General features: G+C 40.3%; 8 protein-coding genes and 1 riboswitch. Of the genes, 2 read left to right on the top strand and 6 right to left on the bottom strand.

Translation table 11 applies throughout. The annotated features are described in order from the left end of the window. Positions 1-2: 2 nt before the first annotated feature. From nifJ to NE558_RS08850, 3 genes are all read right to left on the bottom strand, one after another. Positions 3-3,542: a pyruvate:ferredoxin (flavodoxin) oxidoreductase gene (nifJ, locus tag NE558_RS08860; protein ID WP_256149664.1), complete on the bottom strand. Its 3,540-nt coding sequence runs from the start codon at positions 3,540-3,542 to the stop codon at positions 3-5. Positions 3,543-3,569: 27 nt separating this feature from the next. Next, entirely contained in the window at positions 3,570-3,761 is a 192-nt protein-coding gene (locus NE558_RS08855) for a CDIF630_02480 family spore surface protein (protein ID WP_256149663.1), read from the bottom strand. Between the two features lie 233 nt (positions 3,762-3,994). Beyond that, positions 3,995-5,251, bottom strand: a complete 1,257-nt coding sequence (locus tag NE558_RS08850; protein ID WP_256149661.1) for an FAD-dependent oxidoreductase — start codon at positions 5,249-5,251, stop codon at positions 3,995-3,997. 206 nt (positions 5,252-5,457) lie between these two features. On the opposite strand from NE558_RS08850, the gene NE558_RS08845 reads away from it, so the two are divergent. Next, positions 5,458-6,135, top strand: coding sequence for a manganese catalase family protein (locus NE558_RS08845; RefSeq protein WP_256149660.1), 678 nt, complete (start codon positions 5,458-5,460; stop codon positions 6,133-6,135). Positions 6,136-6,302: 167 nt separating this feature from the next. Here the strand turns inward: NE558_RS08845 and NE558_RS08840 are convergent, their stop codons facing one another. Further along, positions 6,303-6,650, bottom strand: coding sequence for a cupin domain-containing protein (locus NE558_RS08840; RefSeq protein ID WP_256149659.1), 348 nt, complete (start codon positions 6,648-6,650; stop codon positions 6,303-6,305). Between the two features lie 255 nt (positions 6,651-6,905). Next, positions 6,906-7,002, top strand: a riboswitch (NiCo riboswitch). A gap of 113 nt (positions 7,003-7,115) precedes the next feature. Between NE558_RS08840 and NE558_RS08835 the strand changes: the two genes are divergently transcribed. Then, positions 7,116-9,635 carry a cation-translocating P-type ATPase gene (locus NE558_RS08835; RefSeq protein ID WP_256149658.1) on the top strand — a complete coding sequence of 840 codons (2,520 nt, stop codon included), beginning with the start codon at positions 7,116-7,118 and terminating at the stop codon, positions 9,633-9,635. A 432-nt stretch (positions 9,636-10,067) separates the two neighbouring features. Here the strand turns inward: NE558_RS08835 and NE558_RS08830 are convergent, their stop codons facing one another. Beyond that, positions 10,068-11,726, bottom strand: coding sequence for an OPT/YSL family transporter (locus NE558_RS08830; protein WP_256149656.1), 1,659 nt, complete (start codon positions 11,724-11,726; stop codon positions 10,068-10,070). Between the two features lie 77 nt (positions 11,727-11,803). Continuing rightward, on the bottom strand, positions 11,804-13,450 hold the full coding sequence (locus tag NE558_RS08825) for an amidohydrolase (protein ID WP_256149655.1): 1,647 nt from the start codon (positions 13,448-13,450) through the stop codon (positions 11,804-11,806). Between the last annotated feature and the right edge of the window lie 126 nt (positions 13,451-13,576).

Below are 13,576 nucleotides of genomic sequence, written 5' to 3'. Positions count from 1 at the left end.
TTTTATAGTGAATTCATTTTGCTGTAGATTTCATAACGTTCTTTTGCATATTCCTCTGCCTTTGTAAACAAATGCTCCGCCTCATCCGGAAATGTTCTAGCAAGTGAACTGTATCGAACTTGCCCCATTAAAAAATCACGGAAACTTTCAGTTGGTTCTTTTGAGTCAAGAATAAAAGGATTTTTACCTTGTTTGCTTAACTCCGGATTATATCGGTAAAGATGCCAATATCCTGCGTTTACCGCCTTTTTAATGGTTGCCATGCTTTTCCCCATGCCTTCCTTGATACCATGGCTGATACATGGTGCATAAGCAATGATAATAGAAGGTCCCTTAAAACTTTCGGCTTCACGAACTGCCTTAATTAGTTGAGCATTGTCTGCATGGATACCTACTTGTGCCACATATACATTTCCATACGTCATTAGCATTCGTCCTAAATCCTTCTTGCCGGATTTCTTTCCGGAGCTGGCAAATTTTGCGACTGCTGCTGCCGGGGTAGATTTAGATGCTTGACCACCTGTGTTTGAATAAACCTCTGTATCAAATACCAATACATTTATATCTTCCCCTGATGCCATAATATGGTCAAGACCACCAAACCCGATATCGTATGCCCAGCCATCCCCGCCAATCATCCACTGGGAACGCTTAACCAAATAATCTTTCCTTTGTTTAATATTATTTAATAATAACACTACCTCATCATCCGTTATTTCGTAATTCTCTATTGCATCAATTAGTTTTCCACTTACTTGTTCGCTAATTTCTCCATCCTCTTTGTAGTTCAACCAATCACTGATTAATTCTTTTATCGTTACATCTACATTTGTAGAAAGGAGCTGTTTCATTGTTTCTTCCAAGCCATTTCTCATCTGTTTGGTTGCAAGGTACATTCCGTAGCCGAATTCTGCATTATCCTCAAACAAAGAATTCGCCCAAGCTGGCCCCTTCCCTTCCTTATTTGAAGAATAAGCACTACTTGGTGCACTTGCACCCCAAATGGAAGAGCAGCCTGTGGCATTGGCAATCATCATTCGGTTTCCATATAATTGAGTAATAAGCTTAATATACGCTGTTTCCCCACAACCTGCGCATGCTCCGGAAAATTCCATTAATGGTTCTCTAAACTGACTATCCTTAACTGTAACACCAAGAGGAATGTTGGTTTTATATCCAATTGTACAATTTGCAAACTTCCAATTATCTACTTCGTGGGATAATTGTGTTTCGATGGGCTTCATAACAAGAGCCTTTTCTTTGGCAGGGCAGATATCAGCACAGTTTCCGCAACCTGTACAATCCATAGGGCTAATCTGCATTCTATAATATAATCCTTCAAAGGATTTACCTGTCGCTTTCACCGTTTCAAAAGAAATGGGAGCTTTGTTTAACTCTTCTTCCGTTAGCAAAAAGGGTCTAATTACTGCATGGGGGCAGATATAAGAACATTGATTGCATTGAATGCAGTTTTCCTCAATCCATTCTGGTACATTAACGGCAATGCCTCGTTTTTCATAGGCTGTTGTACCGGAAGGAATTGTTCCGTCTTCTCTGCCTATAAAAGCACTAACTGGTAAATCTTGTCCCTTTTGTGCCTGCATGGGTCTCATTATATTTTTAATAAAGTCAGGTTCCTCAATAGTACTCATTTCCATATGGCTATTATCAATTACATTTAACCACTCCTCGGGAACTCTCACCTCATGAATTTGTTCAACTCCCATTAAAATAGCGTCCTGATTCATTTTAACTACCTTATCCCCTTTTTTACTATAGGAATAAGTTACCGCTTTATTTAATTCATCGATAAATTCTTCTTGCGGTAGAATATTGATAAGTCTGAAAAAAGCACCTTGCATAACCATATTTATTCGGTTACCAAGACCAATTTCCTCAGCAATTTTCACAGCATTTATTGTATAGAATTTTAATTCTTTTTCTGCAATTAACTTTTTATATTTATTCGGCAAATATTGTTCTAACTCCTCATCGGACCACTGGCAGTTTAGAACAAAAATGCCCCCTTGTTTCACATCATCAAGAATATCATATTTGTTAACATAGGACTGGTTATGACATGCAACATAATCCGCATTGCCTACCAAATATGTGGACTTGATTGGCGACTTTCCAAAACGGAGATTTGATATGGTAACCCCACCTGATTTTTTGGAATCATAGTCAAAATAAGCCTGTACATGATCCTCGGTTTTATTACCAATAATCATAATCGCCTGTTTGTTAGAGCCTACTGTACCATCAGAACCCAACCCCCAAAACTTACAGGAAATACGGTCAGAAGGTTCTGTTGAAGCTTTGAAAACTCTTTCCAAAGAGGTTTTTGTGACATCATCAACAATACCTATTGTAAAATTGGTTTTAGGCTTTTTCAGTTTTAAATTTTCATAAACCGCTGTGATGTCCGCCGAATTGGTGTCCTTTGACCCTAGCCCATATCGACCGCCCACAATAACCGGTGCATGATCCACATCACTGAAACAGCCCTTGACATCCAAAAAAAGAGGTTCACCAATGGAACCGGGCTCCTTTGTCCGATCAAGCACCGCAACTTTTTTCACCGACTTTGGAATAATATTTTGTAAATGCTTACTGGAAAACGGACGATATAAATGTACTTTAACCAATCCGTATTTTTCTCCATTAGCATTGTGATAATCAACGGTTTCCTCTATTGTCTGTGTTACAGATCCCATTGCAATAATGATATATTCTGCATCTTCTGCACCATAATAATCAAATAGTCCATACTGCCTTCCTGTTTTTTTGCCTAGCTGAGCAAAGTAATCTTCAACAATTGGAATAATATCACTATAGAATGGATTGCCTGCCTCTCTTCCTTGAAAATAAATATCAGGATTCTGGGCTGTTCCACGGGTAACAGGATGATTTGGGGATAATGCTCTATCTCTAAAATCCTGTATTGCTTTATAATCAACCATCTCCGAATAGTCACTATATTCCAAAGCCTCTACTTTTTGTATTTCATGTGATGTCCTAAATCCATCAAAGAAATGTACAAATGGCAGCCTGCCTTTTATTGCAGATAGATGGGCAATGGCAGCTAAGTCAATTACCTCTTGCACAGAACCACTTGCTAATAACGCACATCCTGTTTGTCTAACTGCCATAACATCCTGATGATCCCCAAAGATGCTCAAGGCATGGGTCGTAATTGCTCTAGCACTCACATGAAGTACACCAGGCAAAAGCTCTCCCGAAACCTTATACAAATTTGGTATCATTAATAGAAGCCCTTGAGAAGCAGTAAATGTTGTTGTTAACGCACCACCTTGGAGGGATCCATGAAAAGCCCCTGCCGCACCAGCCTCCGACTGCATCTCAACTACGTTAACTTGTTGATTAAATATATTTTTTCTACCCTTTGCAGCCCATTCATCTGTAATTTCTGCCATCCCTGAGGATGGCGTAATTGGAAATATGGCGGCAACATCCGTAAATGCATAAGCAGTATATGCTGCAGCTGTGTTTCCATCTAAAGTTAACTGTATTTTTCCCATAAACAACTCTCCAACTCTATAGTATTTTTAAAGCTTACTTCCATCATCAACCCAATTTTTGGCCTTTTCTACGCTATAATCCCCCGGAATGCTTACGTTAGTTTCTTGATCTACCTGATGTACATTTGCCCATGCGGCAGTACCCTCTTTATTTGTGGCAGTTGTACTATGAAGTCTCTTATTGTCCTCTCCACTCAAAGTATTGCTGTTTCTTGACATATCTTTTCCTCCTTTATATTGATAAACTTAATTGTTCATAAGCCCATTGTTTCCATAAAATCTATTAAAATATATTATTTAAAATTCTCCCAAAACAATATTCTTATTCTTTTTGCAAAATATGTTTTTACTTATGCAAAGATAATTTTTCAGTATGGTTTTGTTAACATGAAAAACTTGTTCTAATGCAGGATATTTTCAAAAGCTGCTCCACCCAATGAATTTTAAACTATCTATACTCTTTTTCTTAAGTCTCCCGTTGAAGGATTATCAATTAGTTTTCCCTCCTTTGTAAAACGTGAACCATGACAAGGGCAATCCCATGAATGCTCCTCATTGTTCCACTTTAAGGCACAGCCCATATGAGGACAACGAGGTGTTGTGGGTGTAAGCAAATTAACTACTGCTTGAATAGCATTGCTGGCAAGCTGTGGGCGAAGAATTCTACGGGATGGAGAGAAAACCTCCTCGTAGGGATTCTGTTTTCCTAACACGAGGTCTGTAAGGAGCATTGCTGACACCATGGAAGAACTCATGCCCCATTTATTGAAACCGGTAGTGACATATAAATCAGTTGTACTCCCAGAATATTTACCGATATAGGGAATACCATCAAGGGTCATACAATCCTGTGTTGCCCACTTGTATCTGATTTTTGCATTTGGATAGTGCCGATTTGCAAAATCTTCAAGCTCGTTAAAATTACCCCCTTTTTTTCCTGTACGGTGATCACCACCACCTATGAGTAAAAGGTTTTCATAATTACGAAAGGACATACCTTTTTGTGCTTCGTCCACATACATCCCCTCCACATTATGGGCATTTTCCAATGCAATCACATAAGATCTATGTTGATACATTTTCAAAAAATAACTCCCATGCTTATTTAGAAAAGGAAAATGAGTAGCTACAATAATTTTGTCTGCTGTAATCTTTCCATGGTCTGTAACGGCAGTTGTACCAATCAATTCACAAACAGCAGTATGCTCAAATATAGATAGACCTTTTGCAATACCTGCTACAAATTTCAACGGATTAAACTGTGCTTGGTTAGAGAATCTAATCGCACCTGCAATGGAAAATGGTAGGGAAAGTGAATCCACAGCCTGAGCCGAAAAACCGATTTTAAGCAGGGCGGCGAGTTCTTGCTCTACCTTTTTTCTGTCATCAAGGGAATAAACATAATTGTTTTTTTCTTCAAAGTCACAATCAATTTTATTGCACAGTATTCCATATTCTTTTAGAGCCTTTTCATTCGCCTCCAGATAGAGCCGTGCAGTTTCCACGCCAAATTCACGTATTAACTTGTCATAGACAAAACCGTGCTGTGATGTAATTTTTGCAGTGGTATTTTTCGTTATTCCGCTACAAATACCATCTGCCTCAACAAGTATATATTTCACACCAGCCTGTTCCAGCATATAAGCACATAAAATTCCTGCCAAACCTCCGCCGATGATGAGTATTTCCGTTCTGATATCCTGATTCAATACATCAAAACTTGGTCAATTTGATTTTTCCTTCCAAACGGAATTCATTTTATTCCACCTTTCTGCATGGTGTTTACACCATAAGACAATTACTTGTACTGCATTTGCGGCTTGAAATTATTTTAAAAAGTTATTTCGGGGCTGTTCAATATTATGAATATTGTTTTCTAAAAATGGAATATTATTCAGCGAAAGGAAGTGTTATAATGTTTAAACATGAGAAACAGCTTTTTCATCCTGTTGAAGTAGAAAGACCTAATCCCCAGTATGCTGTATTAATGCAAGAACAGCTAGGTGGCGGAAACGGAGAGCTGAAAGCTGCAATGCAGTATATGTCTCAAAGCTTTCGTATTAAGGATCCTGCTATCAAGGATTTGTTTATGGATATTGCAGCCGAAGAACTCAGCCATATGGAAATGGTTGCACAGACGATTAACTTGCTCAATGGACATGATGTTGATTATACAGCTGTAAATGCTGGCGAAATTCAAACACATGTGATTCTGGGTCTTAATCCAGGACTTATCAATTCATCCGGATATTCGTGGACTGGTGATTATGTGACGGTTACTGGTGATCTTTGTGCAGATTTGCTCTCAAACATAGCTTCAGAACAAAGAGCAAAAGTGGTATACGAATATCTATATCGTCAGATTAATGACAAAAAGGTAAAGGAAACCATAGATTTTCTGCTTAACCGTGAAGAAGCGCATAATGCAATGTTCCGTGAAGCCTTTAATCGAGTGCAGGATACTGGCTCTAATAAAGATTTTGGTGTAACCAAAGATTCTCGTATTTATTTCGATCTATCTAGTCCCTCTCCTGCAAATGCCTTTGGAGATACAAAAGCCAAGCCCGTTAGCTTTAACAATCCAAATGATTAAATAAAAGAATGGCAACCAACGGTTGCCATTCTTTTATTTCCAAGCATTCACCGGCTTACAAAGGTAATGAACAAACAAAGTTACTTTATGCTAATCGCACACCATTTCTACCCTTTTGATTAAGTAGTAAAAATAATTTTCATAAGGCAAGGATACGGATAAAGTAATTAAATATCTGCATCTGTTGCAAAGGCATCTGTACCCATTGGTGAAATTGTGACAAAAAGCCGCAAAACACCATCTCCCATATTGACAACCTGCAAGCTTTCCTGTCCATCCACCTGCATTAATTCACCCACATGAAGCAAATTTTCGTTACCATTTGTAACAACCTTTGCTTTGCCTTCCATAACTTGCAGAAAAAGTGTTGATTCTAGGTGTGTATGACCCGGCAGCATTTCATCTTTAGCAATGTTAAGAATAAATGCAATTACATTATCACTTTTAAAAAGCATTCTCTTGGCAATTCTTTTTTCAGGCTCATAAAAATAGTCCTTGAAACTATACTTGTTCATAGATAAAACCTCCTTTATTTTAAACTTAAGCTTTAATATACCCAACTCAGGATATAAAAAACAAAAAAACGAAGTCTAATATGGCATGCAGAAGGAAATTCTAAACGACAGTTAAACTAGATACTTGATGTTGCAAAAAAAGTCGGAATAAAAATACAAAAAGTATAGCTAATTTGTTGACAATACCACCTTCATCTCATATAATGTTCAATATTCTCTTTGCACTGCATTACATTCCGGATGAATGCGAGTTCAACAGTACAAACTGAGCAGGCGATGCCCATAAGGGCATGGGGCCGGGCCACTTTACATGTGGCAGCAGATTGCAATTTTGCACATCTGTGGGACAGTAGTATGTTCCCATAGATGTGCTATTTTTATATCCATCTATAGAACAACTGACCTCAAATGGAGTGCCCTCGGAGAAATCATGACACCGCTACCAGCGGGAAACGGAGGATTTTTATGACAAACACCAAAACAAACACAGGCCTTTCTACCGAGGAGGCAAAAAGACGACAACAACAGTATGGCAAAAACGAGCTGGCGCCCCCAAAAAAGGAGAACTTTTTGAAAAAGATTCTCCATATTCTTTGCGAGCCCATGTTCCTTTTGCTCATCGTTGCTGCTGTAATTTATTTTATTCTGGGCGAACCACGGGATGGCGCAATCATGCTGATTTTCGTAATCGGTATTATCAGTATTGATGTTGTTCAGGAATGGAAAACCGATAAAACTTTAAATGCTCTCAAAGACCTTTCAGCACCCCATGTCACCGTTTTGCGGGATGGAACGGAGCAACAGATTCCCAGCGCCGACTTGGTTCCGGGTGACCTGATGATGCTTTACGAAGGTGTAAAAATACCAGCAGATGGTTCCGTTATTCGCTGTGCAGATCTGTGTGTGGATGAATCATCCCTTACTGGTGAAGCTGAAGGGGTTTGGAAAATTTCCACTGAACATGCAGAGCCTACAGGGGACTATTGGCGCAAAGATTACTGCTACGCCGGTACATTAGTGACACAGGGCACTGCGGCAGTGGTGGTTGATAAAATTGGTGCTCAAACAGAATACGGCAAAATTGGCATTGGCGTTGCTACTGCACCCCAGGAGGATACGCCCCTGCAAAAACAGACAGGAAAACTAGTAAAAACTTGTGCCATAATTGCAGCTGCTCTTTTTTTACTTGTGGGCATCTTTACTTGGTTTAACATAGCCGACCACGCATTTCATGAACGTATCGTTGAGAGTATTCTCTCTGGTGTCACCCTGGCTATGGCAATGATCCCAGAAGAATTCCCAGTTATTCTTACCGTATTCCTCTCAATGGGCGCTTGGCGCTTGGCAAAGAAAAATTCCCTAGTACGTAAGCTGCCCAGCGTAGAAACCCTTGGTGCTGTTTCCGTTTTATGCGTTGATAAAACCGGTACCATCACTATGAATCAAATGACAATGCAAGAAATCTGGATAGCCAGCGGCACAGAGGAGGCACTCATTGAAACCATGGGTCTTGGTTGCGAAACCGAAGCTTATGACCCCATGGAAAAAGCCATGCTCCGTTATTGCGAGGAGCACGGCTTTACAAAAGAAAGTCTGTTTGCAAATGAGTTTGTAACTGAATATGCCTTTACAAACAATCTGAAAATGATGGGGCACGTTTGGCGTAAAGATGGTCAACTTGTCATTGCTGCCAAGGGCAGTCCAGAGCGAATTCTCACCATCTGTAGCCTTACGGATGAAGAACGCACTGCAACGGAGAAGCAAATTAATTATCTTTCCTCCGAGGGTTTGCGCGTCATTGCCATCGCAACTGCTTATCCTGAAAATGATGGAGTCATCCCAGCTTCTATCACCGACTGCCACCTTACCCTTCTTGGGCTGGTTGGGCTTGCCGACCCTCCCCGCGAAAGTGTTAAGAACGACATTACTGTATGCAACCGCGCAGGTATCCGTGTTGTTATGATTACCGGTGACAATGGTATCACTGCCTCAGCCATTGCCAAAAAAATCGGCATTCCCAGCAGTGACCGCATTATCACCGGAGAGGCTCTGGAAGCTATGTCAGATGAGGAACTGCGCCAAGCTGTGAAGAAAGTGTCCATATTTTCCCGGGTTATCCCTGAACACAAAATGCGTATTGTTAAGGCATTCAAGGAAAATGGTGAGATTGTTGCAATGACCGGCGATGGTGTAAACGATGCCCCAGCTTTGAAATATGCTGACATTGGTATTGCTATGGGTAAGCGAGGCAGTGAAGTGTCCAGAGAGGCAGCAGACCTCATTTTAATGGACGATAATTTCACCACCATTGTTGAAACAGTAAAGGACGGCCGTCGAATCTATGACAATATTCGTAAGGCTGTGGGTTATGTGTTTACTATCCATATTCCCATTGCGTTTGCTTCACTACTAGCACCATTTTTGGGCATCCCACCCATGGCATTACTGCTGTTGCCACTTCATGTAGTACTTTTAGAAGTAATCATTGATCCCACCTGTTCCATTGTGCTTGAGCGTCAGCCTGCCGAAGCAGACATCATGGACCGTAATCCTCGCAACCCAAAGGAAAAGTTGCTCACTAAAAAACTTCTGATAAAAAGCATCCTACAAGGTTTGGTCATTTTTGCGGTGTCATTTGGTGCTTATTTCATAACGTTTTCAAATGAGCCTGGTAATGCGGAAATCGCCCGCTCCATGGGTCTTTCCATCATCATGCTGGCAAACTTATTCTTAGTCCAGGTCAATAGCTCTGACCATGATTTTGTCTTTCGCTCTATGATACGTCTTTCAAAAGACAAGGTTATGTGGGCAGTAAACCTTGGAACACTTGTGCTATTGGGCGTCATCCTGAACACGCCTCTTTCTGGCTATCTCAAGCTTGCACCACTTTCAGTCACACAATCTCTTATGGTATTGGGGTTAGCAGCCATATCTGTCCTGTGGTATGAGTTGGTAAAGCTTATGAAAAAGCTGCAAAAAGATTGATTTTGCAATATGGTCTCCCAGAACTTATGAAAAGGAATGCAAATAAAAGCCAATACACCTACAATATCATTGACAACGATATCCAGAATATCCTAGGATAAATGGTAATAACGATAAATAGAAGTTCAATAATATTTGATGAATCATTTAGAATAGAAATGGAAAGGCACACTTAAATAAGAAGAATATATTTTGATATATCTGAATTGAAGCGAGTCCTTACTAAGTAAAAACGATGATAGCTACTTAACCCAACAATAAAACCTTGATTTCAGGTCTTATTGTTGGGTTGTTTTTTAGTTTACCATTGCAGAATGATTAATAAACGTTTTTAAAACTTTAAGCTTTCAGTCCATAAGCCAGTTCAGTCGACTTTACCCGTCGATAGATTGCTTCTGGCTTAATTTCTCTTGCAAGAGCATCTTGAGACTTTTATTTGGCAATAAATTGAACCGCCATAATCATTGCAATGATAACACCAACCACTGCTTCGCCACCCAAAAGGCCTGCACCAATAATAGTACCTTTTCCTTCTCTTTCAAACTGAGGATAAACTTTGTCAAGAATGAAGCGGATTGCCGCCCCAATAAACGCTGTAAAGGATAGATAGAACGGCAGATAAACGCCAAGTCCAAGGGTCATAACAGGATAAAATCCAACAATATAAAGAATGGCAGCTATCACAAGTCCAGTTAAAAAAGCTGGAACATGAGAAATTCCACCAGCCATAGCTGCTACAGCAGATGCCTGGGCTGCAGGAAAAAGTTCCGGATTACCAAAAGCAGAAGGACCATAGGCCTGAATAATAGCCATGATTACAAAAACGGATACAACTGCTCCAACAAGCCCACCGATTAATTCTCCTGTCCATTGAGCCTTAGGACTAGACTTCAAGATACTCCCAGCTTTAAAATCGTTCATAACGTCGCCTACAAGACCACAAGCAACGGCAACAACGGCCGCAATGCAAATGGCTGCAACTTCTGTAATTCCGGGAGAACAAAGCTTCGCAAGAATCAGTACAAAAATACCAAACACTTCCATAGGGTTAATGGCAGACATACCCACCGTTTGACATGACATGGCAGTTGCAAGCCAAACCCCTATAATTGTAATAACCGCAGCAACAACAGGTATATCAACAATAATCACAAAAAGTGCTGCAAAAAGTGCCATCAAGATTGGTGCCCATCTCAAGGGGACAATAGAATCTCCAATGGAATCCTTAGACACCATAGACCCAAAGATAGCTTTAAAATTAGGAAGGATGTTTTTTATAAACACGCCCACGCCCGTTCCCACCATCATCCCAAGTCCCAGACCACTTTTGATATTTGCTGCTGTGGACGCATCAACAAAACCAAATTGTTGGCCACCAATTAAAATACCCACGTCACCGATAAGTGCACCAAGGAACCATACACCTACAAATATGGGGCCGACAAGATAGCCAACAGACATAAGCATTGGTGAAAGCCAAACACCACCGTAGGAACCATAGTTCAACCAGCTGCCCCCGCCAAACCAAAGGACAGCGGGAATCTTCATGAACCAGTCGCGAAGCGCAGTCCAAATAGCAGCAAAGCCCAATGCCCCAAAGAGTGTATGTGCCTTTTTCCCGCCTTCGTCCCCAACAATCAGAGCCTCTGCTGCTGCTTGACCCATGGCATAGGGAAGTTTTGATGTTTCTATAAACTGTTTTCTCATAAGAGATGTAAATATAAGCCCCAGCATAGTACCACTTATTGTGATAACAAGCAATTTGACCAAACCTAATTCTGAATTCGGATACAGCATATAAATCGTGGGAATGGTAAAGGCTACACCACCAGCCACCATGGAACCTGCTGACATGGCGGTGTGTGTTACGTTGATTTCATTAATATTAGTTCTTCCCAATGCCTTTAATGCAAACATAGATACCAGTGCAACAAACATAATGGGGAAGGGTAACGATGATGCTTTCAATGCAATAAACATAGATGAACATGTAACAATGACTACGCCGATGATACCAATTATCATACCACGGACAGTGAGCTGTTCCCTATATGATGTGGCATATTTAATGCTCTTCGATTCTTGAGCCATATCCAGAGCCCCCTTTTTCTATATCATGATAAACAACGCATTCTAATTTTATCTGATATGCTTATATAAACAAGACTTTACTTTTGATACTCAATAACACCATCAATCATAGTCATTTCTACTTTCAAGTCCATAATGCTCATGGTGGGGATAGAAAGTATATCACCTGAGAGAACAATCAAATCTGCCAGTTTCCCAACCTCCACGCTGCCTTTTATCTCTTCTTCAAAAGAACTATAAGCTCCATTTAATGTAGCACAACGAATTGCTTCAAGAACGGATACAGCCTGGGTTTTATCACACTGAAACCCTACAGACCTGTCGTAGCGGTTTACAGCCGCATCTAAAAGAGCAAGCCCTGCAGGATACGATGGCGTATCACTATGTAAAGAGCATTTTATACCGGCATCCAGCATGCTTCGAATGGCACAGATATATTTATTTCGATTCTCGCCATAGAATTCAATGAATTTTGCTCCCATCTTCTGAATAGAAGATACATTTACACTAGGGCAAATATTCATTTTTGCCATGCGGTTTATTAAGTTTTGATCCACAATGGTACAATGCTCAATACGATGACGAAGATCTGGTCTGGGATTTGTTTCAAAGGCTTTTTCATATCCCTCTACCATAAATTCAATTGCTAAATCTCCAATGGCATGGGCAGTTGCCTGACACTCGGCATCGTTGATTTTTTTAATATATTCGGCAACTTCCTCCCTCTCCCAAGCCCTTTCCCTTGGCAGATTGTGATTGTGGGAGTAAGGCTCTCTTGTTGCACAAGATGGTCCCCCTGAGCCACCATCAATCATAAATTTCGAACTGCCAATCTTAAAATGTTCATCTCCAAGACCACTGGTTAAACCTAATTCCAGAAAATGCTCATTATCCATCAAAGAATATCTTTTGCCAAAAATGCTATGCAACATCATGTAGGAACGAACTTTAAACGTTCCCTCTCTGCAGAGCTTCTGCATAATATGATAGGACGGTTTGTCGCATTCTCCACAATCGTGAATTGATGTAATCCCGTTCTCTAAACAATGCTGATGTGCTTTCATTGCCGCCTTTGCCTGAGCCTCTTGTGTATATTCAACTTTGCCCCAGAGCCAGAAATGGGTACTTCCCCTAACCATTCCCGTCAATTTTCCATCCACAACTTCCACTTCATCTTCTGGATATTTCTTTGCATCCCCTGGAGAATACACATCTAAATATTCCAATGCTTTAGAGTTATACATGCAGATATGTCCTCCCCCATGCATACAGTGCACAGGATTGTTTGGTGCTGCAGTGTCCAATTCATCAATGGTCGGATGACGCTGTTCCGGAAAAAGGCTAGGCTCATATCCCATCATGGAAATCCATTGTCCCGGTTTTTTTAATTTCACAGCTCCCCGAACCAAATTTAACATGTCAGAAAGAGATTTACAGTTCCCATAAAAGGTATCAATCATTGGTGCATCCAAATCCGTGCCTAAAAGACCAGAAAGAATAGGGTGATAATGAGAGTCTATCAAGCCCGGCATTAAAGTTCTGCCCTTTAAATCAATTATTTTCGTTTTATCAGATACAATCTTCAAAATTTCTTCATTTGAACCAACAAAAACGATTTTATTTCTCTTTATCCCAACAGCCTCTGCAATTTCGTCTCTTTCATTAACAGTAATCACCTTTCCACCTATAAAAGCCGTGTCTATATATGAAAAGTCAAACTTCATTGTCTCCTCCCCCCAAATCCTCATAGCAGAAGGTATTAACAACACTTTATGCAGTGAAAGTCCCATGCATCATCCCATGTAAAAGTTAACGTTAACGTCCCACGAAAAAGGTGGGGCTCCCTTCCG

The organism is Anaerotignum propionicum, assembly GCF_024461735.1.
GTDB lineage: Bacteria > Bacillota > Clostridia > Lachnospirales > Anaerotignaceae > Chakrabartyella.
The sequence above is the reverse complement of the archived record's forward strand: the minus strand, read 5'-3'. Positions and strand labels throughout refer to the sequence as shown.

What these genes read in the sequence shown, in the direction of transcription:
- NE558_RS08840 (WP_256149659.1), bottom strand. Translation starts at nt 6,650, where the DNA reads ATGAACAAGTATAGTTTCAAGGACTATTTTTATGAGCCTGAAAAAAGA.
- nifJ (WP_256149664.1), bottom strand. Translation starts at nt 3,542, where the DNA reads ATGGGAAAAATACAGTTAACTTTAGATGGAAACACAGCTGCAGCATAT.
- NE558_RS08845 (WP_256149660.1), top strand. Translation starts at nt 5,458, where the DNA reads ATGTTTAAACATGAGAAACAGCTTTTTCATCCTGTTGAAGTAGAAAGA.
- NE558_RS08830 (WP_256149656.1), bottom strand. Translation starts at nt 11,726, where the DNA reads ATGGCTCAAGAATCGAAGAGCATTAAATATGCCACATCATATAGGGAA.
- NE558_RS08855 (WP_256149663.1), bottom strand. Translation starts at nt 3,761, where the DNA reads ATGTCAAGAAACAGCAATACTTTGAGTGGAGAGGACAATAAGAGACTT.
- NE558_RS08835 (WP_256149658.1), top strand. Translation starts at nt 7,116, where the DNA reads ATGACAAACACCAAAACAAACACAGGCCTTTCTACCGAGGAGGCAAAA.
- NE558_RS08825 (WP_256149655.1), bottom strand. Translation starts at nt 13,450, where the DNA reads ATGAAGTTTGACTTTTCATATATAGACACGGCTTTTATAGGTGGAAAG.